This is a genomic window from Nonomuraea sp. NPDC050783, assembly GCF_040802095.1.
GTDB lineage: Bacteria > Actinomycetota > Actinomycetes > Streptosporangiales > Streptosporangiaceae > Nonomuraea.
Genome location: NZ_JBFAHK010000012.1, coordinates 259,057 through 284,786 on the forward strand (window position 1 = coordinate 259,057; position 25,730 = coordinate 284,786).

A 25,730-nucleotide genomic window follows, 5' to 3' on the forward strand; every position below is an offset into this window, starting at 1 on the left:
TCTCCGGTCCCCGGAGGGCGAGGGCCGACCCTCCGGCGGGTTCGCGCGGACGGCGCCCCCCTCCAAGGCGACGGGCCGCGCCGTGACCGGACGCGCCGTGACGGGCCGCGCCGTGACCGGACGCGCGGCGACGGGTACCGGTTTTCGAAGTGCCGTCCGATCGCGCGCCGGCTCCACCGGGCTCCACCGCGACGCCGCTGAACCGGCGCCCGCACGGGAGCGTTCGCCCGTTTCGCCGGAAGAGCCGGTCCTTGTGCGCCCACAATAGGGACCATGATCCTCAATGTCGTGCTCGCGTTGTCCCTTGCCGTCGCCCCGGCCCCGAAGTGGGAGAGGACCACGTCCGACAGCCCCGCCTTCCTGACGAAGGATCATGAGATCGACGGCGGCCTGGCGATCGCGCTCGACTGGGAGAAGCGCCCGGTCTGGCGCGTCACGCGCTGGACCGGCCGGACCTGGCGCACCATGACCGCTCCGGCCGCCTTCGCGGGCGCGAAGAACGCCGAGATCAGCCGCTCCTGGGCGTTCGCCGGCAAGGGCGGGACGATCCACGCCTGGCGGATCTCCGGGACCCGCTGGAAGGACCACCCGATCCGTTCGGCCGGCCGCCTGGTGGACGCCGCCGTGGCCGCCGACGGCGAGGTGTGGGTCGCGGGCACGGGCAAGCGGGCCTGGCGCTGGGACGGCGCGAGGTGGCATCGCCAGGACACGCCGCACGCCGCCGTACGGCTGCTGGCCGCGGGCGGCGACGACGTCTGGGCGCTGAGCGGCGACCGCCGTACCCCGATGCACTGGGACGGCGGCCAGTGGACGCCGACCGCGCTCCCCGCCGAGAACCTGCCGCCCACCCCCAAGGGCGGCATGTCCGGCGCCTGCGGCACCAGATGGACCGCGCCCGCCGTGGAGATCACCGACTGGGCGGCCGACGCCGCCGGCGGCGTCTGGGCATCGGCCGAGGTCCGCTCGCACGCCGCCAAGTGCGTGGGCCACGTGTACGGCACGCTCAGGACCTTCGCCCTGCACTGGGACGGCGAGCGGTGGCGGCGGGTGGACCTGCCGGTCGAGCCGGCCCGGCTGGAGCACGTGGCCACCGATGCCTCGGGCGCGGTGTGGTTCGGCTCCGACCGCCGGCCCGAGGTGGTGCTCCGCGCGGGCGGCTGGCAGCGGATCACGGCGCCACGGGGGCTGGAACTGCTGGACGAGATGGGTCCCACGGCCGACGGGCGCGGGGTCTGGGTGTGGGCCGGCCGGATCTACCGCTTGTCGTGACCGCTCCCGGTCGCCGGGGCGAGGGGATCGGGCCAGCGGGCGGTGTCGGTGTACTGGTGCAGCCAGGAGATGCGCCCGTCGGTGACCCGCCACAGGTGGACGAACTCCGCCTCGTACGTCCGGCCGGTGGCTCGGGCCGTGCCCCGGTAGTGCCCGGTGACCACCGTGATCCCGTCGGTGGTCTCGTGCCAGGTCTCGGCGTAGGGCGCGGTGTCGTAGGCGGCGAAGACCGCGCCCCAGACCCGGACGAGCGCGTCCCGCGGCCCGTGGAAGGCGCCGCCGGCGCCGCAGGGCATGCCCGGCGCGGTATGGGCCTCGAACCGCGGATGGAGGAGGTCCAGGATCGCGGCGCCGTCCGCGAGCTGGGCCGCCCGGTAGAAGCCCTCGATGACCTCGGATGCCATACCCGCCACCCCTTTTGTGAGGAATTATTCTAGAATGGTGCCACTATTACACGGGAAGGCAGCCAGTGGGAAGATCGCCGAAGTTCAGCCGGGACCAGATCCTGGACGCGGCCCTGGCCATCACGGCCGAGGGCGGGCCCGCCGCCGCCACGATGACCGCCATCGCCGCCCGGCTCGGCGCGCCGATCGGGTCGTTGTACCACCGGTTCGGATCGCACGATCTCCTGCTGGCCACCCTGTGGACGCGCACCGCCCACGACTTCCAGCGCGGCTTCGTGACCGCCCTGGCCGCCGGCGACGCCGAGGCGGCGGCCCTGCACACGCCGAGGTGGTGCCGCGACCATCCGGCCGAGGCCGCGTTGCTGCTGCTGCACCGCCGGCGGGAGCTGGCCGCCACGTGGCCCGCCGAGCTGGGGGAGGACCTCGACACGCTGGACGGCCGGCTCGCGGACGCCGTGGACTCCTTCGTCGCCCGGCACCCCGGGCTCACCGGGGACAGGTTGACCTTCGCCGTGGTGGACATCCCCTACGGCGCGGTCCGGCGTCACCTGCTGGCGGGGCATCCGCCGCCACCGGCGATCGACGAGCTGATCCTCGCGGCCGCCCGCGCGGTGCTGGCGCCGGTCCTCACCGGACCGCGTAGCCGCCGAGCGACGGCTCCATGAGGTCGAACGCCTCGCGCGCGGACTCGCTCACCGTCTCGGCGATCCGCGCGTCGTCCACCCCCTCCAGCGTGAGCTCCATGATCCGGTGGAGCAGGACCCGGTAGGGGGCGGCCAGGTGTGCCGCCGCCATCCGGGGCCGCGTCCCCTGGTCGCCGGTCTCCGCCGCCAGCGTGCGGGCGAGCGCTTCCTCCTGCTGCTCCAGCAGCTCGCGCAGGCGCGCCACGAGCGTCGGCGACTGCGCGATCATCTGCCCGAACCCGTCGTGGGTGAAGCCGAGCATCGGGTCCTGCCGGCCGGCGGCCTCCAGGTAGGCCCTCTTGAGCGCGGCGTGGGCCGACTCGCCCGGTGACCTGCCCGCCACGATGCGGGCCAGGGCGGCCACGAAGTCCTCGTGGTGGTCGAAGGCCAGGTCCTCCTTGCGCGGGAAGTAGTTCGTGACGGTCTTCTTGGCCACCCGCGCGGCCTCGGCGATCTCGGCGATCGTGGTGTCCTCGAAGCCGCGCTCGATGAACAGGCGGGTGGCCTGGTTGGAGATCTCCTGGCGGGTCTCCCGCTTCTTCAGCTCCCGCAGGCCGAAGATTTTTACGTCCGACATAAATTTCCTCTTGACGGTTGCCTGCCTTCGACATAATCTTACCACTGTTGTAAAAATCGTCCAGACGAAAGGAGGCCCGTGCGAGAGCCGATCCAGATCGAGCCGCCCGCCGTCCCCACCACCGCCGTCCCGCGGCGTTCCGCGCCCTGATCCCGAGCCCGGCCGGGCCGACCGGCACCATCGCAGCCCACCGCTCGTCCACCCACCCCGGGAGGGTCCCCTTGGCAGCCACCACCATGACCGCGAGCACCGACCAGGTCGCCGACTACCTCAGGCGAATCGGCAGGATCCGGCTGCTCGACGCCCAGCAGGAGGTGGCGCTCGGCGAGCGCATCGAGGCCGGCCTGTTCGCCCAGGAGCGCCTCGACCGCGAGCGCGGCACCCTGTCCCCGCAGGACCGGTCCGACCTGGAGTGGATCGCCGCCGACGGCCGCCTGGCCAAGGACCGGATGGTCGAGGCCAACCTGCGCCTGGTCGTCTCGCTCGCCAAGCGCCACCTCGGACGCGGCCTGCCCCTCCTGGACCTGGTGCAGGAGGGGAACATGGGGCTGATCCGGGCGGTGGAGAAGTTCGACCACCGGCGGGGGCTGAAGTTCTCCACGTACGCCACCTGGTGGATCAAGCAGGCCATCGGCCGGGCGCTGGCCGACCAGTCCCGGACGATCCGCGTCCCCGTCCACATGACCGAGCTGATCAACAAGGTGGCGCGGGCGCGGCGCGAGCTGTTCCAGGAGCTCGGCCGCGAGCCCTCGGACGAGGAGATCGCGCCGCGCGTGGAGCTGACCGCCGAGAAGGTCGAGGAGATCCGCGGCTACGCGCGCGAGCCCGTCTCCCTCAGCCTCCAGCTCGGCGACGAGGGCGACACCGAGCTGGGCGACCTCATCCAGGACACCGGAGCCGGTGACCCCACCGACGCCGTGGAGCATCAGCTGCTGCGCGACCAGCTCCGCGCGATCCTGGACGGCCTCACCGAGCGGGAGGCCGGCGTCATCGCGCTGCGCTACGGCCTGACCGGCGCCGAGCCGAAGACCCTGGACGAGATCGGCAAGGTCTACGGGGTCACCCGGGAACGCATCCGCCAGATCGAGGCCAAGACGATGGGCAAGCTGCGCCACCCGAGCCGTTCCTTGCCGCTGCGGGACCACCTCGGCTGAGAAGGGCGCCGCCGGTTCCCCGTCACCCGGGTGCCGGCCTCCGGGTGGCGGGGACGCCCACCCTCACCGACACGCCCGAGACCGCCAAACCGGGCGTCCAGGAGGCGGCGCCGCGCCAGGCCCAGCGCATGGGCGCGCGGCGGCTCATCTCCGGGAGCCCGGGAGCACCTGGCCGGCTCGGCCCCGATCGGCCGGCAGGAGCGAGCGCAGCGCGGCGGTGTCCACGAGGTGGGCCAGCCGGGGGAGCACGCCGGCCATCAGGGCCCGGTGGGTCCCCGGGTCCGGGTCGGCGACGCCGTCGGACAGGACGTAGAGCCGGTAGTCGCGGTCGGCGGCGTCGGTGACGGTGGACAGCACGGCGCCGCTGGTGGTGAGGCCGGCGACGACCAGGGTGGTGATCGCACGCTCCCGCAGCCGCCGGTCCAGGCCGGTGGTGGACAGCGCGCCGAGCCGGGTCTTGCGGGCGGTGAGGTCGCCGGGCCCGGGGACGAGCCGGGGGTGGAAGGCGGTGCCGGGGTCGGCGTGGTGCAGCAGGCGCCGCCGGGCGACGGCGGAGAAGGTCCTGTTGCCCGGCGGGGTGGCCGCCCAGTCGGCTTCGGTGAAGCCGACCCGTACGTGGGCGACGGCGGCGCCGTGCGCGCGCAGCTCGGCCACGGCGCCGGCCACCCGGGCGACCAGCGCCTCGGCGCCGGCCGGCTCGGGGAGCGCGGCCAGCGTCGCCCGCTGGCAGTCCAGGACGAGCAGCGCGGTCGCGCGGGGGTCCAGCTCCGGAGGGGTCGGGTCGGTCATCTTCTCTCCTGGGGGTAACGAGGGTGTTCCGGCACGCCGGGAACGGGGGCGGCCGGGCGGCGGGGGAGCAGCAGCGGGGTCGCCAGCAGGAGCACGCCGGCCAGGCCGATGGCCGCGCGCGGGCCGAGCAGGCCGCCCAGCACGCCCCAGACGGCGGTCAGCAGCGCGGTCGCGGCCTTGGTCGTCACCGACCAGGCGGACAGCGTACGGGTGACCCGGCCGGCCGGGGTGAGCTGGAGGCGGTAGGTGGCGCAGACCGGGTTGAAGATCCCGCAGCAGAGGATGAGCCCGAACTCGACGCCCATCACCAGCAGCAGCCCCCCGGTGCCCGGCCCCGCGAACGCCAGGCCCGCGGGCCAGACCGCGCGCAGCACCCCGGACGCGACCAGGACCCGGTACTGCCCGAACCGGGCGGTGAGCGGCCTGGCCAGCCGCGAGCCGAGCAGCCCGCCGGCCGCGGGCACGGCGAAGGCCAGGCCGTACTGCCACGGCGCGAACCCGAGCCGGCCGAGCATCAGGACGGCCAGCAGCGCGTCGGCGGCCATCACCAGGCCGTTGAACAGGGCGGTGTTGAGGAACAGCGGGCGCAGCGTCGCGTCGGCGAGGATGGAGCGCCAGCCGTCGAACAGGTCGCCGGCCCGCACGCGCGTGCCCTCGGGCCGCTCCGGCCGCTCCGGCCGCGGTTCCCGGCCGCCCATCGCGCGGATGCCGAGGGCCGAGAGCAGGTAGCTGGCCGCGTCGGCCACCACCGTCGCCACCGGGCCGAGCAGCCCGATCGCGGCGCCGCCCAGCGGCGGCCCGACGATCGTGGTCGTCCAGGTCGTGGACTCGAACCTGGCGTTGGCCACCAGCAGGTCCCCGGCCGGCAGCAGCGCCTTCAGGTACGCGCCGGAGGCGGCGCGGAAGGTGATGTCGGCCGCCGCGACCACGACCGAGACCAGCAGGAGCTGGACGAAGGTGAGCACGCCGAGCGCGAACGCGACCGGCACCGTCAGCAGCGCCGCGAACCGCACCAGGTCCGCCGCGATCAGCACCGGCCGCTTGCGGCGGAACTCGACCCACGGGCCGAGCGGCACCGCCACGGCCGCGCCCGCCGCCGCCCCCACGGAGGACAGCGCCGCGACCTCCGCCGGCCCGGCGTGCAGCACCTGGATCGCGATCAGCGGGAACGCGCCGAAGGCCAGCCACGTGCCGAGCGCGCTGGTCCCGTACGCGGCCCAGAGCCACCCGAACCGCCGTCCCAGCCGCCCCAGCCGCCGCCCGCTCCTCATGCCGCTCGCCCCCGCCCGCACAACCGACGCTTGACCGCATGCATCAAAGCGCGAGCCCTACTAGCGGATCAAACAACCGCGAGGCCGCTACCGCACAACCGATCGTTGTGTCCCTAGGGTGTCCGCATGGACCTCGACACCGTGCGCACCTTCGTCGCCGCCGCCGACGCGGGGCAGTTCCAGGAGGCCGCCGCCGAGCTGGCGATCACCCAGCAGGCCGCCTCCAAGCGCATCGCCGTGCTGGAGCGCGAGCTGGGGGTGCGGCTGTTCACCCGCACCCCGCGCGGCGCCCGGCTCACCATCGATGGGCAGGCGTTCCTGCCGCACGCCCGCGAGCTGCTGCGCGCCGCCGAGCGCGCGGTCGCGTCCGTACGCGCCGGCAGCCGCCCGCTGCGCGTGGACGTGCTCACCTCGCGCAGCGCCCAGTCGGGCCTGATGCGCGCCTTCCACCACGCGCACCCCGAGGTCGAGCTGGACGTGGTGATGCTGTTCGACATGGACAAGGCCGTCGCCGCCCTCCGGTCCGGGACGATCGACGCCTCCTTCCGCGCCGTCGGCGTGCCCGGCCGGCCCCTCCCCGAGGACATCGCGCACGCCCGGGTGCTCGACGAGGAGCTCCAGTTTCTCATCGGCCCCGGCCACGCGCTGGCGGGCGCCCGGTCGGTGAGCCTCGCCCGGCTCGCGGGGCACCGGGTCTGGATGCCCGGCATCGTCCCCGGCACCGAGTGGGCCGCCTACTACGACGGCCTCGTCGCCGAGTTCGGCCTCTCCATCGAGGCCACCGGCCCCAACTTCGGCTCCGACGCGCTCCTCGACACCATCGCCGACACCCCGGCCCTGGCCACGTTCATGGGCGCGCGGACCCGCCTGGTCTGGCCCGCCGGTCACGGTCTGCGCCGCGTCCCGGTGACCGGCCCGACGCCCGTCTACCCGCACTCGCTCCTGTGGCATCGCGACAACCCCCACCCCGCGCTGGCCACCCTGCGCGCCCACCTCGCCACCACGACGACCGGCCGCGACGCCTCGGGCACCTGGACACCGCCCTGGACGCCGCCCTGGACACCGCTCCGTACGGCGAGTCCGTGACCCCGCCCGGAGCCTCGCGTCCCGGCGGGCGCCTGCCCGGCCCTACACCTGGAAGAACTCCAGGTGGCCGTAACCTGCCCAGCTCGCGGCGTCCCCCGTGAGGACCGGCCAGCCGCGCTCCAGCGCCAGGTGGGCCGTGTGGGCCTGGTGAAGGGGCACCTCCAGGGGGCGTGGCGCGTGCCTGGCCTGGCGGACGACGCGGAAGATCTCCTGCCGGGTCAGGTTGTCGATGACGCAGGAGCGGAAGCCGAACAGCCACATGAGCTGCGCGGGATCCGGGTCGGCGACGATCGCCGCCTGGGCGAACGCGGTGACCGGCAGGAGCAGGGCGTGCCCGTCCTCGGTCAGCACCTCAAGAGCGGTCCGGGCGTCCGCGCCTTCCTCGTCGCCGGCCAGCAGCCGCACGATGGCGGTGAGGTCGGCGACGTATCCGGCGATCACGCGAGGCCGGCCTTCTTCTCCGTCGCGGCCCGCTGGGCGGCGTGCATGCGCTCGCGCATCTCCGCCTTGCGGCGGTCGTAGCCCTCGGGGTCGGCCGCGCGGTCCTTGGCGGTGAGGCGGGCGAGCCGCTCGCGCGAGGCCCGGTCGGCGTCGGCGCGCTCCTTGGCCAGGGAGGCGAGGTAGCCGGAGAGGGTGGTGCCTTCCTTTTCCGCCATCTCCTTGACGAGCTCGTACACCTCGTCAGGAAGGCTCATGGAGAACTTTTGCGCCATACCCGCACCCTACCTGGTAGGGAACGGCTTGTCCCGGGCGCGGCGGCTCCACGAGGTGGTCGAGGATCCGCTGCCCCATCGACCGGCGCTCCAGCGCCCGCCGCGCGTCCTCGACCACGGCGGTCATCGCGTACGGCAGCTCGCCGTCCAGCTCGGCGACCGTCTCGTGGGTGGCGCGCCACTCCGCCTCCAGGAACGGCACCAGCGCCCGGCCGCGCTCGGTCAGGTCGATCCGCCGGGTGCGGGCGTCGGGTCCCGGTTCGGAGGTGACCAGGCCCTCCTTGCGCATGGCGGCGACGGTCTGGCTGATCGCGGAGTGCGAGCGGCCCAGGGACTCGGCGAGCTCGCGGATGGTCAGGGGCCCGATGTGAGCGAGCCTGATCAGCGGATAGGCGAACCGCGGCCGCACCCCCTTGAGGCCGCGTTCGAGGTAGACCCGCTCGATCTCGGCGTCCATCGCGGCCAGAAGCTCGTGCAGGGAGCGCCAGGGATCAGGCGTCGCGGTGGGGTCCGGAGATGTCACAGCACTAATATAACAGCGCTACGATAACAACCCCGCTTGTCGAAGCGCCGTCACCTCGCGGAGAGGACCCCCTGGTGTATCCCTCGACAGAACCGTACGAGCACGGCATGCTCGACGTCGGCGCCGGCAACCTCATCTACTGGGAGGTCTGCGGCAATCCGGACGGCAAGCCCGCCGTGGTGGTGCACGGCGGGCCGGGGTCGGGCTGCTCGACCGGCGCCCGCCGCAGGTTCGACCCGGAACGGTTCCGCACCGTCCTGTTCGACCAGCGCAACTGCGGCCGCAGCCGCCCGCACGCCGCCGACCCGGCCACCGACCTCACCCACAACACCACCCACCACCTGATCGCCGACATGGAGCGGCTGCGCGAGCACCTCGGCATCGACAGGTGGCTGCTGTACGGCGGGTCGTGGGGCTCGACGCTGATCCTGGCCTACGCCGAGACCCATCCCGAGCGGGTGTCGGAGATCGTCATCCCCGCCGTCACGATGACCCGCCGCTCCGAGATCGACTGGCTCTACCGGGGCGTCGGCAGGTTCTTCCCCGAGGCGCAGGAGCGGTTCGTGCGGGGCGTGCCCGAGGCCGACCGCGACGGGGACGTGTTCGGAGTTCTGTCGGCGTACTCGCGGCTGCTGGCCGACCCCGACCCGAAGGTACGCGAGAAGGCGGCCCAGGACTGGATCACCTGGGAGGACGCGGTCATCTCGCAGGAGGCCAACGGCAAGCCCAACGCCTACAGCGACCGGCCCGCCGACGCCGTCATGGCCATGACCCGCATCTGCGCCCACTACTTCGCCAACGCCGCCTGGCTGGAGGAGGGCGCGCTGCTGCGTGACGCCGGGCGGCTGGCCGGCATCCCCGGCGCCCTGGTCCACGGCCGCCTCGACATGGGCAGCCCGATCCGCACCGCCTGGGAGCTGGCCCTGGTCTGGCCGGACGCCCGGCTGCACGTGGTGGAGGACTCGGGCCACACGGGCAGCGGGACGTTCAGCGAGGTGCTGAGCGAGGCCGTCGAGCGTTTCTCCCCGCCCCGGCAGGGCTGAGCCCGCGTCCTCAGCGGCCGAAGACCTCGGTGACGAGGCGCTGGGTGGCCTGCTGGAAGGCCGCGCCCATCGACATGGCGGGGTCGTCGACGTAGTTCAGCGCGGCGGTCAGGGTGGTGCGGCCGTCGGGGGTGGCGTACATCAGCGCGGCGTGGCCGGCGATGCCGCCGTTGTGGGTGATGAGGGTGCCGCCGCCGGGGGCCGGCTGGACGAACACGCCCAGCCCGTAGCCGGCCTTGCTCTCCGGGGTGCACATCTGGGCCAGCAGCTCGGCGGGCAGCAGCTCGCCGCCCAGCAGGGCGGTGACGAAGGTGTGCAGGTCGCGGGTGGTGGAGATCATGTCGCCGCCGCTGGAGATCCAGGACGGGTTGTGCTCGGTGACGTCGAGCACCGTCTCCTGGCCGCCGGGCTCCTGGTAGCGGTAGTAGGCGTGGGCGTGCGGGGCGGGCAGGTCGCTCTCGGCGGTGGGCTGGCAGGTGCCGGTCAGGCCGAGCGGGCCCAGGATCAGCCGGTGCATCTCCTGGGCGAGCGGGCGGCCGGTGACCTTCTCGATCAGCAGCCGGGCCAGCACGTAGTTGGTGTTGGCGTAGCTCCAGTCGGTGCCCGGCTCGAAGCGGGCCGGCTTGGACAGCGCCAGCTTCACCAGTTCCTCGGGCCGGTAGGTGGTGAAGCGGCCGTCGGCCCAGGGCTTGCCCGAGGGGGTGGCGGGGGTGCCCGGCACGAACGTGCCGTCCTCGTAGTACTCGCCGGTGAAGTTGAAGATGCCGCTGGTGTGCTGCAGCAGCATCCGCACCGTGATCCGCTCGTCCAGCCCGAACTCGGGCAGGTGGCCGGCGACGGGTGCGTCCAGCTCGATCCGGCCCTCGGCCACCAGGCGCAGCACGGCGGTGGCGATGAAGGTCTTGGTGTTGCTGCCGATCCTGACGTGCCCGTCGATCGGCGGTTCGGTGGTCCCGTTCAGCTCGGCCAGTCCGGCGGCGGCGGTCCACGTGCCGCGCTCGTCGTGGACGCGCAGCGTCACGCCGACGAAGCCGGACTCGACCATCTCCCGCATGATCGCGCGCAGCTCGGGACGGTCCTGGTCGATGAGGGTGGTGGACATGGCGGGTGCTCCTTCAGGGGTGGTGCGGAAACCGGCGGAACGGGCAGTGGCTGCGTCGTTCATGGCTCCACCGTCTCCGGCCGCCCTGACGGCGGGCCGTCGCTGTGCTGACACGGCCGCTGATACGCCCGCGCGCCGGTCAAGCTTTCGAGGACGTGCCGCCGGTAAGCAAAAGTGCGTTCATGGTGGAGCAAGCCCCCTGGCCGGGCCGGTGAATGCACGTACGATGACAGAACGCGTCGCCGGGGACGGCGCGCGTTCTCGAAGGAAGAGAAATTCCCGAAGGTTCGTCTTCATGAGAAGGGAGACGAAGATGCACGGAAGAACTCTGCTCCTGACCGGTCCGCTCATCGCCGCTCTCGTGCTCGGGTCAACCGGGACCTCGCAGGCCTCGATCATCCCGGCGCAGGTGAGCGGCCCGGACATTCACGTCACGGCGGCCACGGGGGCCGTGCCGCCCGTCTGCAAAAGCCTCAAGAAGAAGCAGAAGAGAATCTGCGCGAACGGTTACTCCGACGGATTCGAGACCGGCGTGAAATGCGGCCGGCCCCGCCAGAGCGGAAGAATATCCGACGACGAGGCATACGACATCGGCTTCACCGCCGGTTTCAACGCGGGCCGGCGAACGTGTAAATCGTAGAACGCCGGGACGGGCCCGCCCGGGTGACCATCCCGGGCGGGCCCGACGGCCTCATGGCGTGCGTACGCGGGTGAAGCCGGCGCGGTAGGCCGTGGGGGTGAGGCCCACCCGGCTCACCAGGTGCTTGCGGAGCGAGTCCGGGCTGCCGAGGCCGCTGCGCTCCGCCACCAGGTCCATCGGCAGCTCGGTGGTCTCCAGCAGCTCCCTGGCCCGGTCGATACGGCGGTGCAGCAGCCACTGGAGGGGGCTCTGGCCGGTTTCGGCGTGGAAGCGCCTGGTCAGGGTGCGGACGCTGATCCCGGCGTGCCGGGCCAGGTCGGACAGGGCGAGCGGGCGGTCGAGGTGCTCCAGGGCCCAGGCGCGGGTGGCGGCGAGCGAGGTGCCGCGCTCGGGAGGCAGCGGGGTCTCGATGAACTGGGCCTGGCCGCCCGGACGTACGGGGGAGACGACCGTGAGCCGGGCGGCCGTGTTGGCCACCGCCGCCCCGTGGTCGAGCCTGACCAGGTGCAGGCACAGGTCGATGGCGGCCGCGGCGCCCGCCGAGGTGTAGACGCCGCCGTCCTCGACGAAGAGCACGTCGGGACGGACGTCCACGGACGGGAAGCGCGCGGCGAGGTCGCCGGCGAGGCCCCAGTGCGTGGTGGCCCGGCGGCCGTCGAGCAGGCCGGCCTGGGCCAGGACGAACGCGCCCGTGCAGAGCGAGGCGATGCGCTTTCCCCGCGCCGCGGCCCTGCCGAGGGCGTCGAGGACCGCCGGGGGAGCCGGCTCGCCGCCGCTGCCGACGGCGATCACGGTGTCCGCGTCCGCCGTCGCCTCCAGGCCGTCCGCCACGAGCACGTCGGGGCCGTTGACGGTGGACATCGGGCCGGGCCGCGCCGTGCAGACGCGCACGTCGTACTGCGGGACGCTGCCGAACACCATGAAGGGGATCGAGACGTCGAAGCTCAGCACGGGCGGCACGACGACTACGGCGATACGGTGCATGGCCAGATCTTCCGGATAGTTGGCATTCCGGCCACTATCTCACCTCGCGGCGGATCGGCACAGTGGTCGCCATGACCTTCCAAGTGATCGTGGGACGCGGGGCCACCGCGTCGAGGACCGCCCTGCTGCTGGCCGAGGACGGCGAGCGGGTACGGATGATCAGCCGCAGCGGCGGCGGGCCGGAGCACCCGCTCGTCGAGAGGGTGGCGGCGGACGCGGCCGACGCCGATCGGCTGAGCGAGCTGGCCGAGGGGGCCGGCACGGTGTTCACCACGGCCGCGCCGCCGTACCACGCCTGGCCGGAACGGTTCCCAGCGCTGTCGGCGTCGCTGCTCACGGCGGTGCGGCGGACCGGGGCCGCCTACGTGATGCTCGGCAACCTGTACGCCTACGGCCCGGTGGACGGCCCGCTCACGCCCGATCTGCCGCTGGCCGCGACCGGCCCCAAGGGGCGGACCAGGGCCCGGATGTGGGAGGAGGCCGCCTCCTCGGGGGTGCGGGTCACCGAGGTGCGCGCCGCCCAGCTCTACGGCGCGGGCACCTACTCGCTGTTCAGCCTCATGGTGCAGGGGCCCGTGCTGGCCGGGCGGCTCGCGCTGGTGCCGCAGGAGCTGGACGTGCCGCACGCGTACTCGGCGGCCGGTGACACCGCCCGCACGCTGGTCGCCGCCGCGCGCCACGAGGAGGCGTACGGGAGGGCGTGGCACGTGCCCGCCGTGACCCTGTCGGTGCGCGAGCTGGCCGGGCGGCTGGCCGCGCTCGCGGGGGCGCCGGAACCGCGGATGGAGCGGCTCACCGAGCGGGACCTGACCCTGCTCTCGCTGACGGACCCGTTCTGGGCGGAGCTGCACGAAGTGCTGTTCAAGCCGGGGTGGCCCATGATCGTCGATTCCGGCGAGACGGAGAAGGTCCTCGGCGTCGGCGCGAGCCCGGTGGACGAGGTGCTGCGCGAGCTCCTGCCCTGAGCCGGCCCGCCCTCGACCGGCCCGCTCAACCGGCCCCTCGACCGGCCCCTCAACCGGCCCCTCGACCGGCCTTGACCAGGAGCCGGACCGGGCGGTGGACGAAGGCGGCCTCGGTCCACCGCACGGCCGCCAGGTCCTCCCGCGCCGCCAGCCCCGGCAGCCGGGTCACCAGGGCGCGGAAGGCCTCCTGAAGCTCCATCCTGGCCAGGTGCGAGCCCAGGCAGAAGTGCGGGCCGTGGCCGAAGGCCAGGTGCGGGGCGGGCGGGGCGCCGGCGAAGCGGTGGATGTCGAACCGCAGCGGGTCCTCGTACACCGCAGGGTCGTGGTCGGCGGCGAAGAGGTTGGGCAGGACGACGCTGCCGGCGGGCACGGGACCGGCGGAGAGCTCGACGTCGGCGGTGATGCGCCGCAGCATGCCGTTGCTGCCGGGGCCCTCGTGGCGCAGGATCTCCTCCACGGCCGGCTCCAGCAGCTCGGGGCGGGCGACGAGCTCGGCGTACTGGTCGGGGTGGCACAGCAGCCTGAACGCGCCCCGGATGATCATGGATGCGGTGGTCTCGTGGCCGGCCAGGATCAGGGTGAACACCAGGGTGACCAGCTCGTCCTCGCTGAGCCCGTCGCCGCCGTCGCGGGCCGCGACGAGCAGGTCGATCAGGTCGTCGCCGGGCTCGGCCCGGTGCTGCTCGATCAGCTCCCTGGTGTAGTCGAGGAACGCGGCCATGCCCTCGATCCTGGCCTCGTTGCGCTCCTCGCTGGTGGTCAGGAACAGCTCCGTCCAGCCGAGGAACTGCACGTAACGCTCGGTCGGGACGCCCAGCATCTCGCAGATCACGCGGGCGGGCAGCGGCAGCGCGTAGTCGGCGACCAGGTCGAACTCCGGGCCGGCCGCGCCGATCAGCTCATCGGCGATGGCGGCGGCGCGCGAGCGCCAGCGCTCGATGTTCCTGGGGGTGAACGTGCCGTGCGTGATCCGGCGGCAGCGGGTGTGCTCGGGCGGGTCCTGGTTGAGCAGCGACGCGGGGTCGTCGTCCAGGAACGGGCCCCGGACCAGGCGGGGCAGGCCGGGCAGGCGCAGGTTGCGGCTGGTGGCGGGTGACATGAGCAGGGCGCGGACGTCCGCGTACCGGACGATCATGGGGACGCGGTCGCCGCTGGGCAGCGTGGCGGGCTCCATCGGCGCCTCGGCGTGCCGGCGGGGGATGTCGGGGGAGAGGGTGCCGTAGGGGCCCGGGGGCAGGTCGGGCCAGGTCTGACTGGTGCCGGGCTGGTCTTCCATAGCCGCCTCCGGGCGTGCCGTCGTCCACCGCGCTCGCTCGGAACGTATGGAACGGCCGGCCGGGGGTCAAGACGGGAGCACGTCGCGGTCATGGATCCGTCACCGTTCGTCACGGGTGCCGAGGACGTACGCCGCGACGAGCGCGACGGCGCGGTCCTCGTCGTGCGCCAGCTCGGCGAGGGCCCGTGACGCCGCGGCGCCCGGGATGCCGGCGAGCGCCTGCGCCAGCCGCGAGCGGGCGGGCGGCTCCGCGGCGTCGCCGGCGAGGCGGCCGGCGAGCCCGGCGACGATCCGGTCCGCCAGCGCGGGATCGCCGGCCAGCACGCCCAGCGCGTCGGCGGCGTCCACGTCGTTGGCCCCGGCGGCGACCAGGTCGATGAGCGCCGGGATCGCGTCGGCCACCCCGCGGGCCCCGAGGGCCAGGGCCGCGTGCCCGCGGACCGTGGCGTCGGGATGGGTCAGGGCGTCCCGCAGCGGCCAGGACGCCGGCCCGCCCGGCAGCTCGGCGAGGGCACGGACGGCGCGCTCGCGCACCTCGGCCGCCGGCGAGCCGAGGCCCGCCGCCAGCAGCGCCGCCGCCGCGCCGTCGTCGCCCGCGCGCGCCAGAGCCCACCGGAGGGCTCCGGCGACGTGGGGGTCCGCCTCGTTCAGCACGGCCTCGACCAGCGCCTCCACCGGCACCTCCCCGGCCGAGGACAGGGCCGCGCGCTGGCGCCGGCCGGCGCTCTTGGCCCCCAGTCCCTGCAGGAGCGCGACGACCCGGAGCACGTCCTCCCAGCCCGCCGGCTCCGCGGCGCCGATCCGGCGCAGCCGGGTGAGCAGCTCGGTCTCGGCGGCGATGCGTTCCTGCGTCTGGCGGACGAGGTCGCCGACGAGCTGCGCGGGCGCGAAGCCGGGATCGTCCAGCGCGCGCTTGACCTCGCGCAGCGACATCCCCAGCGAGCGCAGGCTCTCGACGTGGAAGATCCGCCGGACGTCCTCGCCGGAGTACTCCCGGTAGCCGGACCCGGTGCGGCCCGTCGGCCGCACCAGGCCGAGCGCTTCGTAGTGCCGGAGCATGCGGGCGCTGACCCCGGACCGCCGCGCCACCTCGCCGATCAACACCGCCGGTCACTCCTCCTTGTCGACGCCCAGGGCCATAACGCGCTTCGCCTCCTCGACCGCGAACGCGAACCCGGCGTCCGGGTCGCGCAGCAGCAGCTCCGTGGCGGTCGCGTGCCGGCGTACGCGCGGGTCGCGGTCGGCCGCGGCGACGCGCAGGGCCGGCACGATCATCTCACCGAGCGTGACCAGCGCCCGGCTGAGGCTGAGCTGGACCTCGCGCCCGCCGCGCCCGAGCTGGGTCACCAGCACCCCGGCCAGCTCGGGCTCGCCGCCCTCCGGCACGAGCGCGACCGCCGTCCGCCAGGCGGTCCTGGCCACCTCGTCGTCGGCGTCGGTCAGCAGCTCCCGGGTGAGCTCCGGCCAGGCCCGCCGGTCCCCGATCTTGGACAGCGTGTGCAACGCCTGGCTGCGGGCCTGCGCGCGCTCCGAGCGCAGCTCGCCGACGAGCCTCGGGACGGTCATCGACGCCGGATGGCGGGTGAGCGCCCAGGTGAGCATGTCGCGCACCTGGAACTCGGGCTCGACCGCGCACCGCTCGACGAGCTTGTCGACGAGGCGCGGGTCGGGGGCCGTGCCCGCCGCCAGCGCCGCCCGCAGCCGTACCGACGAGCTGCCGTCCTCCAATGCCCGGAACATCCGGTCCAGGTCCGCGTCCTGGTTCAGCGTGGTCATCCGGACCACCTCCTCGGCAGCAGTGAAGACCTTGTCACCGTGTCAAGGTCAACCGGCGGCGCCGCGCGGGAGCTCTCAAGGGACCTCCGACAAGCGACTATCACTTTGCGTGCCTTTGCCGCTCCTTTGCGTTACGATCGGAGCGGCGCCCGCCCCGAGGCAGCCTTCCCTCGACCGACCCCGGAGTGCCGCATGGAGCGAACGGTCCTGGCCGCCGTCACCGAACACCCCGACGCCGACTCGGCGCTCGCCGAGCAGATCCGCCGGGTGTGCACGGCGATGGACGAGCTCGGGCTCCAGGTGCGCTGGACCCACCGCACGGCCGACGCCCTGGCCGTGGTCGGCTCCGACGCCTCGCTCGCGGCGATCCTGGCCGCCTGGGACGTCCCCGGCGCCGAAGACCTGCTGGGCGCGGTGGCCAGGCGCTTCCGCGGCCTGCCGGTCTTCCTGATCACCCAGGACCAGGAGCTGCCCCTGTGGGTGTACGAGGTCATCCAGGGCTACGTCTTCCCGCTGGAGGACACCCCGCAGTTCATCGCCGGGCGCATCGCGCACGCGGCCGAGCAGTACACCGACGCGATCCTGCCGCCGTTCTTCCGCGCGCTGCGCCACCTGGAGGACCACCACCACTACTCCTGGCACACCCCGGCGCACGCGGGCGGCGTGGCGTTCCTGAAGTCCCCCGTCGGCCGGGCGTTCTTCGACTTCTACGGCGAGCGGCTGCTGCGCACCGACCTGTCGATCTCCGTCGCCGAGCTGGGCTCGCCGCTCGACCACACCGGCCCCATCGGGGAGGCCGAGCACAACGCCGCCCGCGTCTTCGGCGCCGAGCGCACGTTCTTCGTGGTCAACGGCAACTCCACCGCCAACCGCATCGTCGGCCACCACGCGATCGCCCGCGACGACACCGTCCTGGTCGATCGCAACTGCCACAAGTCGATCCAGCACGCGCTGGCCATCAGCGGGGCCCGGCCCGTCTACCTGGTGCCCGAGCGCAACGGGCTCGGGCTGGCCGGGCCGATCCCGGCCGCCGCGCTGGAGTCCTCCGCCGTCCGGGCGCGCGTGGCCGCCCACCCGCTGGCGGCCGGCGAGCCGACGTACGCGGTCGTCACCAACTCCACCTACGACGGGGTCTGCTACGACGCGGTGCGCGTCGCCGAGCTGCTGGGCGCCGGCGTGCCGCGGGTGCACTTCGACGAGGCGTGGTTCGCCTACGGCCGGTTCAACCCGCTGTACGCGCGCCGCTACGCCATGGCGGTCGACGAGCACACGCTGCCCGGCACCGGGCGGCCCACGGTGTTCGCCACGCAGTCGACGCACAAGCTGCTGGCCGCGCTGTCCCAGGCGGCGATGTTGCACGTGCGCCCGTCGCCGCGGGCGCCGGTCCACTACGACGCCCTCAACGAGACCTACCTCATGCACGCCTCGACCTCGCCGCTGTACCCGATGATCGCCTCGCTCGACGTGGCGGCGGCGATGATGGACGGCCCGTCGGGCCCCTTCCTGACCGGCGAGGCGATCGTCGAGGCGGTCCGGTTCCGCCAGGCGATGACCAGGCTGGCCGCCCGCGTCCGCGACGACGGCCACCGGCCCGAGTGGTTCTTCGGCCTGTGGCAGCCGCCCGCCGTCACCGACCCGCACACCGGCCGGGAGGTGCCCTTCGCCGACGCCGACCCGGCGCTGCTGTGCGCCGAGCCGCGCTGCTGGACCCTGGAGCCCGGGGCCGCCTGGCACGGCTTCGACGGCATGAGCGAGGGCTACGCCCTGCTCGACCCGATCAAGGTGACGATCACCTGCCCGGGCGCGGACGCCGCCCGGGGCACCCTGGAGTGGGGCATCCCGGCCCGGGTCGTGGCCGCCTACCTGCAACGGCGCGGCATCGTGGTGGAGAAGACCGGCGACCACACGCTGCTGGTGCTGTTCTCGATGGGCATCACCAAGGGCAAGTGGGGCACCCTGATCGACGCGCTGACCGACTTCAAGAACGCCTACGACGGCGACAAGGCCCTGGCCGACGTGCTGCCCGGCTTCGGGCCGCCCGGGGTCTCGCTGCCGGAGTTCTGCACCGAGGTCCATCGCACGCTGCGCGAGTCGCAGGTGGGCACCCTGCTCGACCAGGTCTTCACCGCGCTGCCCGAGCCCGTCCTCACCCCGGCCGCCTGCTACCAGGCGATGATCCGCGCCCGCACCGAGCGGGTCCCGCTGTCCGGGCTGCCCGGCCGCGTCGCCGCGGCCACCGTGGTGGTCACCCCGCCCGGCATCCCCATGCTGATGCCCGGCGAGGCGACCGGCCCGGCCGACGGCCCGCTGATGACCTACCTGCGGGCCCTGGAGAGCTTCGACCGGGCCTTTCCCGACCTGGCCACCGACATCCACGGCGCCCACCGCGACGGCGACGGCCGCTACTGGGTGGAAGTCGTCCGCGACTGATCCCGCCCGCGCCTGATCCCGCCCGCGCCTGATCCCGTCCGCGGCCGGGCGTCCGGTGGCTCAGGCTCCGAGGCGGGCCCGTACGGCGTGGCGGGCGTGCGCGGCGGCGCGGTGGTCGCCGTGGAGCTGGAGGGCGTGGTTGAGCGCCATGACCGCGCCCAGCAGCTCGAACACCACCTGGTCGGGGTCGGTGCCCGCGGGCAGCTCGCCCGCCGCCACGGCCCGCCGCGTCTCCTTGGCCAGCCGTCCTCGCCAGGCGTCGAACCTGGCCTCGACCGCGTCCCGCACCGCTCCCGGGCGGCCGTCGAACTCGTGCGCCGCGGCCACGAAGAAGCAGCCGCCGGGGAAGACCCCGCGCTCCAGGTAGGAGATCCACGCCTCGCAGAGCACCCGCAGCCGGGCCAGCCCCGGCGCGGCGGGCAGGGCGGGCTCCCAGACCTCGGCGCGGAAGATCTGCCCGGCCCGGTCGAGGACGGCGAGTTGCAGCGTCTCCTTCGAGCCGAAGTGCCCGAGCACGCCCGACTTGCTCATGCCCAGCTCGGCGGCGAGGCGGCCGATGGTCAGCCCTTCGAGCCCCTCCACGGAGGCGATGGCGACCGAGCGGTCGAGGATGGCCGCCCGCGTCCCGAGCGCCTCGGCAACGGATCTGCGCGGGCTCATGCGATCAGGTTAGCGCCCGCCCGCCACGGCCCGGGCCCAATTAGCGTCCGAACGATCGGTTGCTATAGTCCGGCCATGAACGGATCACGCCTTGTCGCCACCGGCCACTACCAGCCGGCCCGGATCCTCACGAACGACGATCTGGCGGCCATCGTCGACACCAGCGACGAGTGGATCAGCCGCCGGGTCGGCATCCGTACCCGGCACGTGGCCGCGGACGGCGAGAGCGTGGCGGACCTGGCCACGCAGGCCGCCGCCAAGGCGCTGGCCGGCAGCGGGCTGGCGCCCTCCGACATCGACCTCGTCCTGGTCGCCACCTGCACCCAGACCGAGCGCGCCCCGAACGTCGCCTCCCGCGTCGCCGCCCGGCTCGGCGTGCCCGCGGCCGCCCTGATGGACCTCGGCGTCTCGTGCTCGGGCTTCACCCACGCCCTGGCCCAGGCCGACCACGCCGTCCGCGCGGGCGCCGCCACGAACGCGCTGGTCGTCGGGGCGGACAAGATGACCGCGGTGACCGACTGGACCGACCGGACCACGTGCGTGCTCACCGGCGACGGCGCGGGCGCGGCCGTGGTGAGCGCGGCGGAGCGGCCCGGCATCGGGCCGGTCGTGTGGGGCTCGGCGCCGGAGCTGGGCGGGGCCGTACGCATCGAGGGCACCCCGGCGCGCTTCTCCCAGGACGGCCAGAGCGTCTACCGCTGGGCCACCACCCGGCTGCCCGGCATCGCCCGGCAGGCGTGCGAGCGCGGCGGCGTGCGCCCGGAGGAGCTGGCGGCGGTGGTCCTGCACCAGGCGAACCTGCGCATCATCGAACCCCTCGCGGAGAAGCTGGGCGCGGTCAACGCGATCGTGGCGCGGGACGTGGCGGAGTCGGGCAACACCTCGGCGGCGAGCGTGCCGCTGGCGCTGGCCAAGCTGCTGGAGCGGGGCGAGGTGCCGGCGGGCGCCCCGATGCTCCTCTTCGGCTTCGGCGGCAACCTGTCCTACGCGGGAATGGTCGTCCGCTGCCCCTGACGCCGCGAGCGGCGGGTCAGGCGCTGGCGGCGGCGCGCCAGCGGGCCAGGATGGTCTCGTCGTCGGGGTCGCCGTGCCAGGCGGACTCCTCGGGCACGGCGTGGGGGAGCCAGGCGTCGTAGTCGGGGGCGCCGGGGGTGATGTCGCGGGTGCCGTCGACCCGGGTGCCGTCGGGCAGCCGCGTGGTGACCGGGACGCGGAGGACACCGCTGGTCAGCATGATCGCCGTCATGAGCTGTGTCCCTTCCGTCGCGGGCATCACTTCCCCTGCCAGCATAGCGCGCCGCTCCCGCCCGGCTCAGCCGATCTGGTAGCGGCCCGCCAGCCAGGTGTAGGCCTGCTGGGCGGCGTGCTCGTCGCCGCCGAACAGCCGGATCAGGCGCCGGGCCCTGCGGACGAGCGTGCAGGCGAACGCCTCGGCGAACAGCTCGCCGGGGTCGTGCCGGTAGGGCGGCGCCAGGCCAGGGGCGTGCGCGGCGTGCAGCCGCCGCCAGAACGGGCCGCGCGAGGGCATGGCGTCCAGGTGGTCGGTGGCGTGCCCGATCTCGTGCCCGGCCACGCTCACCGAGGGGGACGGGACGCTGCCGACCCCGATCCGGCGCCGGTTGGGGTCGTACACGCCGGCGCTGCGCTCCCAGGCGCCCTGCTGGAGCGGCAGCGGGACGCCGCGCAGCTCCTCGAAGCCGGGTAAGTCCGGCACCGCTCCCGGCCCGACCACGATGCCGCCGGCGAGGTGGGCGGCCAGGCGGGTGCCCAGCGCCCGGGGGATCGCGGACAGGGTCATGATCGACAGCAGGATCTCGGCGGGCGGGAACGTGCCGGGGTCCCAGGCGCGGTGGAGGCGGTGTTCGAGCGCGCCGACGTGCAGCCAGCCCGGCCGTCCTCTGCTCTGGCTGGACACCCGCCTCCTCCTGCTGAACCGCCGCCTCTCCGGGCTCCGCCGAGCAGCGTGGTCACGGGGACGGGCACGGAAGATCGGCGAGCGCACGACTTTAGCGGTGTTCGCGCGGGCGCGCACGTCGGCGCCCAGCCGGGCCGGTTTGCCCGCGGGCGGAGATCGTGCGAGCCTTGGCGTCACCTGTCGGAAAGGGCCGGTCCTCTGGAAGGCCGGCCGGTCGGAAAGGGCCGGTCCTCTGGAAGGCCGGCCTGTCGGAAAGGGCTGGTCCTTCTGGAAGGCCGGCCTGTCGGAAAGGGCTGGTCGTGACGCTCGGCATGGTTCTCGGCGACGTCCCCTCGCGCGCTTCGGCGCGGGAGCGGTAGCCCCACCTGCCCCGACCGGCGCCCGTGCCACGGCACGGGCGCTCTCTTCCCGCTCCTCGTCGAAGTGCTCTTCGTGCCCCCGCACGTTCGATCACGAGGAGTACGTCCGTGGTGCCCACCACGATCCGCTGGACCGAGGCCGGCGTTCCCCGCTCCGCCCGCTGGCCTGCCGAGAGCGCGGCCCCGCCGCCCCGCCGGGTCGTCCCCGCCGACGACCGTATGAGAGCCGACACCGCCTACCGCCTGGCCTGCGAGGGCACGGCCCTGTTGTGGCGGGGCGACTTCCCCGGCGCGCGCCGCCTCCTGCGCGCGATGGACCGCCGCGTCGCCAGGAAGCCTCCCCGGCCGGGCGACGGCCCGGCGGACGCCTTCCACCAGTACCGCCGCGCCCGCGGCCACCGCGCCCGCGTGCTGGGCAGGCTGCTCGTCCTGCTGGAGGACGGTTACCGCCTGGACCTGCGCCGGGCCCCCGACGTGCGCCGGGCGTGCGTGGAGGCGTACGGCCCGCCGTCCGGGCCGACGCTCGTCCCGCTCACCGGGCTGCTGGGCGCGATCGGCGCGCACCAGTGGCGGGTCAAGGGCGTGGAGGTGCCGGCCCTGGGCGCGCGCGTCCACCCGCACTACGGCGTGTTCTCCCCGGTCAGGGGCGAGTACGTCGATCTCGTCGCGCACGCGCCGCTTCCCCCGGGGGCGCGGCGCGGGGGCACCGCGTTCGACCTCGGCACGGGGACGGGGGTGCTCGCCGCCGTCCTGGCCCGCCGGGGCGTCGGCCGCGTCGTGGCCACCGACATCAGCCCGCGTGCCCTGGCCTGCGCGCGTGAGAACGTCCGCCGGCTGGGCCTGGCCGGGCGCATCGACGTCGAGGGCCCCGGCCTGTTCCCCGGAGGGCGCGCGGACCTCGTCGTCTGCAACCCGCCCTGGCTCCCGGCCAGGCCCACCTCCGCCCTGGAGCTGGGCGTCTACGACCCGGGCGGCGCCATGCTCCGCGACTTCCTGGCCGGGCTCGCCGCGCACCTGCGGCCGGGGGGCGAGGGGTGGCTCGTCCTGTCGGACCTGGCCGAGCGCCTCGGGCTCAGGACGCGCGGCGAGCTGCTGTCCGGCATCGAGGCGGCGGGCCTGCGCGTGGCGGGCAGGATCGACACCAGGCCGCGGCATCCGCGCGCCGGGGACACCGCCGATCCCCTCCACGCCGCCCGCTCCGCGGAGGTGACGTCGCTCTGGCGGCTCGCCGGACGATGACGTCCGCCAGGGGCCGCCGCGTTCTCGCCGTTCTCGTCGCGGGGCGACGAGCGCCGGCCGGGCCGGCCGGGGGACGGCGCGTCAGAACATGCCGTGCGGGACCTCCTCGGGGCCGGGCACCGGTTGCTTCACGTCCCAGTGCTCGACGATCTTCCCGTCGGCCAGGCGCAGGATGTCGACGATCGCGACGCCGCGCTCGTCCCCGGGCGGGAGCAGGTGGTAGTGCAGCACGACGTACTCGTCGTCCGCGATGACCCTTTTCAGGTCCATCTTCGCCTTCGTGACGGGGGAGGCCGCCATGAAGGCGAGGAAGGCGTCCCGTCCCGACGGGTTGCCGGGGCTGTGCTCGACGAAGTCCTCGTGGAACAGGTCGCGCAGCGCCTCGATGTCCCCGGCCGCGAAGGCGGGGAAGTGGCTCTCGACGAGCTGCCTGTTGCGTGCGGCGATGCCGTTGTCGTTCATGCACGGCAGCCTCGCCCCGCGGCGGGCGCGCTGTCGATTACATGGCATGTAATGGCGGCGGGCGCCGGGCGCGGGCGATACTCGGGCATGCGTCATGATCGACCGGTGGGCGAGCTGCTGCGCGCGTGGCGGCACGCGCGCGGGCTCAGCCAGCTCGACCTGGCCCTCCAGGCGGGGGTGTCGGCCCGGCACGTCAGCTTCGTGGAGACCGGGCGGACGATCCCGAGCAGCGCCATGGTGCTGCACCTGGCCGAGCACCTCGGCGTGCCGCTGCGCGAGCGCAACCGGCTGCTGACCGCCGCCGGGCACGCCCCCGTCTTCCGGGAACGCCCGCTGCAGGACCCGGACCTGGCCGGCGCCCGGGCGGTGCTGGGCCAGGTCCTGCGCGCGCACGAGCCGTACCCGGCGCTGGTGGTGGACCGCCGGTGGAACGTGGTGCTCGCCAACGCGGGCCTGGAGGTGTTCCTGGAGGGCGTGGACGCCGCGCTGCTGGGGCCGCCCCTCAACATGATGCGGCTGGGCCTGCATCCGGGCGGGCTGGCCCCCAGGCTGCTCAACCTCGCGCAGGTCCGCGCCTTCCTGCTGCCCCGGCTGGCCCGCCAGGCGGCGCGGGCGGGCGATCCCGAGCTGCACGCCCTCCACGAGGAGCTCCAGGCGTACGGCGGCGCGGGGCGCGAGGGGGAGCGGGAGATGCCCGTGCCCGATCCCGCCGACGTCGCCCTGCCGATCCGGATCCGCCACCGCGGGGCCGAGCTGTCCCTCATCACCACGGTCACCACGTTCGGCGCGGCCTTCGACCTCACGCTCGACGAGATCGCCGTGGAGCTGTACTACCCGGCCGACGAGGCGACGGCCCGGCACTTCCGCCCGGTTCCCCGCGCCGCTACTCTGTGATACTGTGTAGCAGTACTCGGTGCTACGAAGTACTGGGGAGGGTGGAAGAGGACCCACGATGGACAACCTGACGGAGATGCTGAAGGGCACGCTGGAAGGCTGCGTGCTCCAGATCATCGGCAGCGAGGAGACCTACGGGTACGCCATCACGCGCCGGCTGAACGACCTCGGCTTCGCCGACGTCGTCGAAGGCACGGTGTACACCATCCTGCTGCGGCTGGAGAAGAACGGGCTCGTCGAGGTGACGAAACGGCCGTCCGGGATGGGCCCGCCGCGCAAGTTCTACACGCTCAACGACGCGGGACGCGCGGAGCTCGCGACGTTCTGGGCCAAATGGGAGTACGTCTCATCACGGATCGACAAGCTCAAGGAGGGCGGGAGATGAGCTTCTGGGAGACCATCACCGGCAGCGACCTCACCAGGGAGTGGAAGGCGTTCGAGGCCCGCGCCGCGGCGCTGCCGCCCGGCTACCGGGAGGCGTGGGAGCAGATCAAGGGCCACCTCTCCCTCTACGGGGACTTCACCGGCCGCAACCTGATGCCGATCCTCGACGGCGCCCTGGGGCTGCTCGAGGAGACGGCGTCCGACGGGCAGGACGTACGCGAGGTGCTGGGTGACGACATCGCGGGCTTCTGCGCGGCGCTGGCCGGCGAGGTGGGGGCGCGGAACTACCGCGACCGGTGGCGCGAGCAGCTGAACAGGAACGTCGCGAGGAAACTGAGCCGGCTGGGAGGCTGAGGTGGGCATCCACGACATGATCGAGGGCAAGAGGCAGTGGCGGGCGCACGTGGCGCGGGTCAGGACGCTCCCGCCCGACTACCAGATCGTCTACAAGGAGATCCAGAGGTACTACTTCAAGGTCGGGCCGGTCGGGCTGGCCGACGGGACCCTGCTGTCGGGGATCGTCGACTTCTTCGAGGAGGGCGTCGCGGCCGGCAAGGGGGTCCTGGAGCTGATCGGCGACGACGTCGCCGCCTTCGCCGACGGCCTGATCAGGGACTCCCGCACCTACGCCGACCTCTACCAGGAGTCCGCCAAGGGGAGTCCCGGCACGGCGGGGAAGTGACACCCGGGCCGGTCAAGGCGCGCAGTCGGGGACCTCGTCCCGCAGGCCCAGGCGGCCCTCGTAGACGGCCACCTTGTGGGTGATCAGCTTGAGGGACTCGTCGAGCTCCCGCATCCGGGCGAGCACCCGCTCCCGGTGCTCACGCAGCACCTCCAGCCGCTCCGCCTCGTTGCCCTGGCCCGCCCTGACCAGCTCGGTGTAGCGCCGGATGTCGGGCAGGGGCATGCCGGAGGCCCGCAGCCGCACGCACACGCCCAGCCAGTCGACGTCGTCCTCCTCGTAGACCCGGTGCCCCGCGGCTCCCCGGCGTACCGGCTGGGCCAGCAGCCCCTCCCGCTCGTAGAACCGGAGCGTGTGGACGCTGAGCCCGGTGCGCTCGGCGACCTGGCCGATGCTCAGACCCGACATGCGGCTCAGTTTGCCTTAGAGTCGGCTCTAGGTTCTACGGTT

The 25,730-nt window shown here is 74.0% G+C and carries 31 protein-coding genes; 14 read left to right on the plus strand and 17 right to left on the minus strand.

The features are described from left to right. Window positions 1-273: 273 nt before the first annotated feature. Complete coding sequence (locus AB0H75_RS29920) at window positions 274-1,269, plus strand: hypothetical protein (RefSeq protein ID WP_367801908.1); 996 nt, start codon at window positions 274-276, stop codon at window positions 1,267-1,269. Here the strand turns inward: AB0H75_RS29920 and AB0H75_RS29925 are convergent. After that, complete coding sequence (locus AB0H75_RS29925) at window positions 1,254-1,673, minus strand: nuclear transport factor 2 family protein (RefSeq protein WP_367801910.1); 420 nt, start codon at window positions 1,671-1,673, stop codon at window positions 1,254-1,256. The two genes, AB0H75_RS29920 and AB0H75_RS29925, sit on opposite strands and share 16 nt — an antisense overlap. 65 nt (window positions 1,674-1,738) lie before the next feature. On the opposite strand from AB0H75_RS29925, the gene AB0H75_RS29930 reads away from it, so the two are divergent. After that, window positions 1,739-2,338 carry a TetR family transcriptional regulator gene (locus AB0H75_RS29930; protein WP_367801912.1) on the plus strand — a complete coding sequence of 200 codons (600 nt, stop codon included), beginning with the start codon at window positions 1,739-1,741 and terminating at the stop codon, window positions 2,336-2,338. On the opposite strand, the gene AB0H75_RS29935 is transcribed toward AB0H75_RS29930, so the two are convergent. After that, a complete protein-coding gene (locus AB0H75_RS29935) occupies window positions 2,301-2,933 on the minus strand; it encodes a TetR/AcrR family transcriptional regulator (protein WP_367801914.1) in 633 nt (210 codons plus the stop codon). The genes AB0H75_RS29930 and AB0H75_RS29935 overlap by 38 nt on opposite strands. A gap of 221 nt (window positions 2,934-3,154) precedes the next feature. On the opposite strand from AB0H75_RS29935, the gene AB0H75_RS29940 reads away from it, so the two are divergent. Beyond that, a complete protein-coding gene (locus AB0H75_RS29940; RefSeq protein WP_367801916.1) occupies window positions 3,155-4,087 on the plus strand; it encodes an RNA polymerase sigma factor in 933 nt (310 codons plus the stop codon). Window positions 4,088-4,231: 144 nt separating this feature from the next. On the opposite strand, the gene AB0H75_RS29945 is transcribed toward AB0H75_RS29940, so the two are convergent. Together AB0H75_RS29945 and AB0H75_RS29950 are read right to left on the minus strand one after the other, a co-directional pair. Further along, entirely contained in the window at window positions 4,232-4,876 is a 645-nt protein-coding gene (locus AB0H75_RS29945; RefSeq protein ID WP_367801918.1) for a cysteine hydrolase family protein, read from the minus strand. Then, window positions 4,873-6,147 (minus strand): MFS transporter, encoded by a 1,275-nt coding sequence (locus AB0H75_RS29950; RefSeq protein WP_367801920.1) that lies wholly within the window; start codon window positions 6,145-6,147, stop codon window positions 4,873-4,875. The genes AB0H75_RS29945 and AB0H75_RS29950 overlap by 4 nt, the downstream gene beginning before the upstream one ends. A gap of 126 nt (window positions 6,148-6,273) precedes the next feature. On the opposite strand from AB0H75_RS29950, the gene AB0H75_RS29955 reads away from it, so the two are divergent. Then, window positions 6,274-7,233, plus strand: coding sequence for a LysR family transcriptional regulator (locus AB0H75_RS29955; RefSeq protein WP_367801922.1), 960 nt, complete (start codon window positions 6,274-6,276; stop codon window positions 7,231-7,233). Window positions 7,234-7,275: 42 nt separating this feature from the next. Here AB0H75_RS29955 and AB0H75_RS29960 read toward each other — a convergent pair whose 3' ends face one another. The 3 genes from AB0H75_RS29960 to AB0H75_RS29970 are packed head-to-tail and all read right to left on the minus strand — an operon-like array spanning window position 7,276 to window position 8,469. Then, window positions 7,276-7,674 carry a hypothetical protein gene (locus AB0H75_RS29960; protein ID WP_367801924.1) on the minus strand — a complete coding sequence of 133 codons (399 nt, stop codon included), beginning with the start codon at window positions 7,672-7,674 and terminating at the stop codon, window positions 7,276-7,278. Then, window positions 7,671-7,928: a hypothetical protein gene (locus AB0H75_RS29965; RefSeq protein ID WP_367801926.1), complete on the minus strand. Its 258-nt coding sequence runs from the start codon at window positions 7,926-7,928 to the stop codon at window positions 7,671-7,673. Before AB0H75_RS29965 ends, AB0H75_RS29960 begins: the two co-directional genes overlap by 4 nt. Further along, entirely contained in the window at window positions 7,915-8,469 is a 555-nt protein-coding gene (locus AB0H75_RS29970; RefSeq protein ID WP_367801928.1) for a MarR family winged helix-turn-helix transcriptional regulator, read from the minus strand. Before AB0H75_RS29970 ends, AB0H75_RS29965 begins: the two co-directional genes overlap by 14 nt. Window positions 8,470-8,543: 74 nt before the next feature. Between AB0H75_RS29970 and pip the strand changes: the two genes are divergently transcribed. Then, window positions 8,544-9,512 carry a prolyl aminopeptidase gene (gene pip / locus AB0H75_RS29975; protein ID WP_367801930.1) on the plus strand — a complete coding sequence of 323 codons (969 nt, stop codon included), beginning with the start codon at window positions 8,544-8,546 and terminating at the stop codon, window positions 9,510-9,512. Between the two features lie 10 nt (window positions 9,513-9,522). Here the strand turns inward: pip and AB0H75_RS29980 are convergent, their stop codons facing one another. Then, window positions 9,523-10,614 (minus strand): serine hydrolase domain-containing protein, encoded by a 1,092-nt coding sequence (locus AB0H75_RS29980; RefSeq protein ID WP_367801932.1) that lies wholly within the window; start codon window positions 10,612-10,614, stop codon window positions 9,523-9,525. 295 nt (window positions 10,615-10,909) lie between these two features. On the opposite strand from AB0H75_RS29980, the gene AB0H75_RS29985 reads away from it, so the two are divergent. After that, window positions 10,910-11,254: a hypothetical protein gene (locus AB0H75_RS29985; protein ID WP_367801933.1), complete on the plus strand. Its 345-nt coding sequence runs from the start codon at window positions 10,910-10,912 to the stop codon at window positions 11,252-11,254. A gap of 51 nt (window positions 11,255-11,305) precedes the next feature. Here AB0H75_RS29985 and AB0H75_RS29990 read toward each other — a convergent pair whose 3' ends face one another. Continuing rightward, window positions 11,306-12,238 (minus strand): GlxA family transcriptional regulator, encoded by a 933-nt coding sequence (locus AB0H75_RS29990; RefSeq protein WP_367801935.1) that lies wholly within the window; start codon window positions 12,236-12,238, stop codon window positions 11,306-11,308. Between the two features lie 71 nt (window positions 12,239-12,309). Here AB0H75_RS29990 and AB0H75_RS29995 point away from each other — a divergent pair, with 71 nt between their 5' ends. Further along, entirely contained in the window at window positions 12,310-13,203 is an 894-nt protein-coding gene (locus AB0H75_RS29995) for an NAD-dependent epimerase (RefSeq protein ID WP_367801937.1), read from the plus strand. Window positions 13,204-13,252: 49 nt separating this feature from the next. Here AB0H75_RS29995 and AB0H75_RS30000 read toward each other — a convergent pair whose 3' ends face one another. The 3 genes from AB0H75_RS30000 to AB0H75_RS30010 all read right to left on the minus strand — a co-directional run bounded on the left by AB0H75_RS30000 (window position 13,253) and on the right by AB0H75_RS30010 (window position 16,255). Further along, the gene (locus tag AB0H75_RS30000; protein ID WP_367801939.1) at window positions 13,253-14,479 is read right to left on the minus strand and encodes a cytochrome P450; all 1,227 of its coding nucleotides are present in this window, start codon (window positions 14,477-14,479) and stop codon (window positions 13,253-13,255) included. 99 nt (window positions 14,480-14,578) lie between these two features. Further along, window positions 14,579-15,583, minus strand: a complete 1,005-nt coding sequence (locus tag AB0H75_RS30005) for a MerR family transcriptional regulator (protein WP_367801941.1) — start codon at window positions 15,581-15,583, stop codon at window positions 14,579-14,581. Window positions 15,584-15,589: 6 nt separating this feature from the next. After that, the gene (locus AB0H75_RS30010; RefSeq protein WP_367801943.1) at window positions 15,590-16,255 is read right to left on the minus strand and encodes a HEAT repeat domain-containing protein; all 666 of its coding nucleotides are present in this window, start codon (window positions 16,253-16,255) and stop codon (window positions 15,590-15,592) included. Window positions 16,256-16,447: 192 nt separating this feature from the next. On the opposite strand from AB0H75_RS30010, the gene AB0H75_RS30015 reads away from it, so the two are divergent. After that, window positions 16,448-18,685, plus strand: coding sequence for an Orn/Lys/Arg decarboxylase N-terminal domain-containing protein (locus tag AB0H75_RS30015; protein WP_367801945.1), 2,238 nt, complete (start codon window positions 16,448-16,450; stop codon window positions 18,683-18,685). 60 nt (window positions 18,686-18,745) lie between these two features. On the opposite strand, the gene AB0H75_RS30020 is transcribed toward AB0H75_RS30015, so the two are convergent. Continuing rightward, window positions 18,746-19,345 (minus strand): TetR/AcrR family transcriptional regulator, encoded by a 600-nt coding sequence (locus AB0H75_RS30020; RefSeq protein ID WP_367801947.1) that lies wholly within the window; start codon window positions 19,343-19,345, stop codon window positions 18,746-18,748. Window positions 19,346-19,420: 75 nt separating this feature from the next. Between AB0H75_RS30020 and AB0H75_RS30025 the strand changes: the two genes are divergently transcribed. After that, entirely contained in the window at window positions 19,421-20,359 is a 939-nt protein-coding gene (locus tag AB0H75_RS30025; RefSeq protein ID WP_367801949.1) for a beta-ketoacyl-ACP synthase III, read from the plus strand. Between the two features lie 16 nt (window positions 20,360-20,375). On the opposite strand, the gene AB0H75_RS30030 is transcribed toward AB0H75_RS30025, so the two are convergent. Together AB0H75_RS30030 and AB0H75_RS30035 are read right to left on the minus strand one after the other, a co-directional pair. Beyond that, window positions 20,376-20,591, minus strand: coding sequence for a hypothetical protein (locus AB0H75_RS30030; RefSeq protein WP_367801951.1), 216 nt, complete (start codon window positions 20,589-20,591; stop codon window positions 20,376-20,378). A 66-nt stretch (window positions 20,592-20,657) separates the two neighbouring features. After that, window positions 20,658-21,260: a hypothetical protein gene (locus tag AB0H75_RS30035; RefSeq protein WP_367801953.1), complete on the minus strand. Its 603-nt coding sequence runs from the start codon at window positions 21,258-21,260 to the stop codon at window positions 20,658-20,660. Window positions 21,261-21,727: 467 nt separating this feature from the next. On the opposite strand from AB0H75_RS30035, the gene AB0H75_RS30040 reads away from it, so the two are divergent. Further along, complete coding sequence (locus tag AB0H75_RS30040) at window positions 21,728-22,858, plus strand: methyltransferase (RefSeq protein ID WP_367801955.1); 1,131 nt, start codon at window positions 21,728-21,730, stop codon at window positions 22,856-22,858. Between the two features lie 81 nt (window positions 22,859-22,939). Here the strand turns inward: AB0H75_RS30040 and AB0H75_RS30045 are convergent, their stop codons facing one another. Then, window positions 22,940-23,320 carry a nuclear transport factor 2 family protein gene (locus AB0H75_RS30045; RefSeq protein WP_367801957.1) on the minus strand — a complete coding sequence of 127 codons (381 nt, stop codon included), beginning with the start codon at window positions 23,318-23,320 and terminating at the stop codon, window positions 22,940-22,942. 87 nt (window positions 23,321-23,407) lie between these two features. Here AB0H75_RS30045 and AB0H75_RS30050 point away from each other — a divergent pair, with 87 nt between their 5' ends. From AB0H75_RS30050 to AB0H75_RS30065, 4 genes are read left to right on the plus strand one after another with little or no spacing between them, the layout of a single operon-like run. Then, window positions 23,408-24,214, plus strand: coding sequence for a helix-turn-helix domain-containing protein (locus tag AB0H75_RS30050; RefSeq protein WP_367801959.1), 807 nt, complete (start codon window positions 23,408-23,410; stop codon window positions 24,212-24,214). A gap of 58 nt (window positions 24,215-24,272) precedes the next feature. After that, the gene (locus AB0H75_RS30055) at window positions 24,273-24,599 is read left to right on the plus strand and encodes a PadR family transcriptional regulator (protein ID WP_367801960.1); all 327 of its coding nucleotides are present in this window, start codon (window positions 24,273-24,275) and stop codon (window positions 24,597-24,599) included. After that, window positions 24,596-24,952, plus strand: a complete 357-nt coding sequence (locus tag AB0H75_RS30060) for a DUF1048 domain-containing protein (RefSeq protein ID WP_367801962.1) — start codon at window positions 24,596-24,598, stop codon at window positions 24,950-24,952. The genes AB0H75_RS30055 and AB0H75_RS30060 overlap by 4 nt, the downstream gene beginning before the upstream one ends. Window position 24,953: 1 nt before the next feature. Then, a complete protein-coding gene (locus tag AB0H75_RS30065; RefSeq protein ID WP_367801964.1) occupies window positions 24,954-25,280 on the plus strand; it encodes a DUF1048 domain-containing protein in 327 nt (108 codons plus the stop codon). A gap of 12 nt (window positions 25,281-25,292) precedes the next feature. On the opposite strand, the gene AB0H75_RS30070 is transcribed toward AB0H75_RS30065, so the two are convergent. Then, on the minus strand, window positions 25,293-25,688 hold the full coding sequence (locus AB0H75_RS30070; RefSeq protein ID WP_367801966.1) for a MerR family transcriptional regulator: 396 nt from the start codon (window positions 25,686-25,688) through the stop codon (window positions 25,293-25,295). Between the last annotated feature and the right edge of the window lie 42 nt (window positions 25,689-25,730).

Coding starts and splice junctions, on each gene's coding strand:
- AB0H75_RS29920 (WP_367801908.1), top strand. CDS start 274: ATGATCCTCAATGTCGTGCTCGCGTTGTCCCTTGCCGTCGCCCCGGCC.
- AB0H75_RS29925 (WP_367801910.1), bottom strand. CDS start 1,673: ATGGCATCCGAGGTCATCGAGGGCTTCTACCGGGCGGCCCAGCTCGCG.
- AB0H75_RS29935 (WP_367801914.1), bottom strand. CDS start 2,933: ATGTCGGACGTAAAAATCTTCGGCCTGCGGGAGCTGAAGAAGCGGGAG.
- AB0H75_RS29945 (WP_367801918.1), bottom strand. CDS start 4,876: ATGACCGACCCGACCCCTCCGGAGCTGGACCCCCGCGCGACCGCGCTG.
- AB0H75_RS29950 (WP_367801920.1), bottom strand. CDS start 6,147: ATGAGGAGCGGGCGGCGGCTGGGGCGGCTGGGACGGCGGTTCGGGTGG.
- AB0H75_RS29955 (WP_367801922.1), top strand. CDS start 6,274: ATGGACCTCGACACCGTGCGCACCTTCGTCGCCGCCGCCGACGCGGGG.
- AB0H75_RS29965 (WP_367801926.1), bottom strand. CDS start 7,928: ATGAGCCTTCCTGACGAGGTGTACGAGCTCGTCAAGGAGATGGCGGAA.
- AB0H75_RS29980 (WP_367801932.1), bottom strand. CDS start 10,614: ATGTCCACCACCCTCATCGACCAGGACCGTCCCGAGCTGCGCGCGATC.
- AB0H75_RS29985 (WP_367801933.1), top strand. CDS start 10,910: ATGAGAAGGGAGACGAAGATGCACGGAAGAACTCTGCTCCTGACCGGT.
- AB0H75_RS29990 (WP_367801935.1), bottom strand. CDS start 12,238: ATGCACCGTATCGCCGTAGTCGTCGTGCCGCCCGTGCTGAGCTTCGAC.
- AB0H75_RS29995 (WP_367801937.1), top strand. CDS start 12,310: ATGACCTTCCAAGTGATCGTGGGACGCGGGGCCACCGCGTCGAGGACC.
- AB0H75_RS30000 (WP_367801939.1), bottom strand. CDS start 14,479: ATGGAAGACCAGCCCGGCACCAGTCAGACCTGGCCCGACCTGCCCCCG.
- AB0H75_RS30010 (WP_367801943.1), bottom strand. CDS start 16,255: ATGACCACGCTGAACCAGGACGCGGACCTGGACCGGATGTTCCGGGCA.
- AB0H75_RS30015 (WP_367801945.1), top strand. CDS start 16,448: ATGGAGCGAACGGTCCTGGCCGCCGTCACCGAACACCCCGACGCCGAC.
- AB0H75_RS30020 (WP_367801947.1), bottom strand. CDS start 19,345: ATGAGCCCGCGCAGATCCGTTGCCGAGGCGCTCGGGACGCGGGCGGCC.
- AB0H75_RS30025 (WP_367801949.1), top strand. CDS start 19,421: ATGAACGGATCACGCCTTGTCGCCACCGGCCACTACCAGCCGGCCCGG.
- AB0H75_RS30030 (WP_367801951.1), bottom strand. CDS start 20,591: ATGACGGCGATCATGCTGACCAGCGGTGTCCTCCGCGTCCCGGTCACC.
- AB0H75_RS30045 (WP_367801957.1), bottom strand. CDS start 23,320: ATGAACGACAACGGCATCGCCGCACGCAACAGGCAGCTCGTCGAGAGC.
- AB0H75_RS30050 (WP_367801959.1), top strand. CDS start 23,408: ATGCGTCATGATCGACCGGTGGGCGAGCTGCTGCGCGCGTGGCGGCAC.
- AB0H75_RS30055 (WP_367801960.1), top strand. CDS start 24,273: ATGGACAACCTGACGGAGATGCTGAAGGGCACGCTGGAAGGCTGCGTG.
- AB0H75_RS30060 (WP_367801962.1), top strand. CDS start 24,596: ATGAGCTTCTGGGAGACCATCACCGGCAGCGACCTCACCAGGGAGTGG.
- AB0H75_RS30070 (WP_367801966.1), bottom strand. CDS start 25,688: ATGTCGGGTCTGAGCATCGGCCAGGTCGCCGAGCGCACCGGGCTCAGC.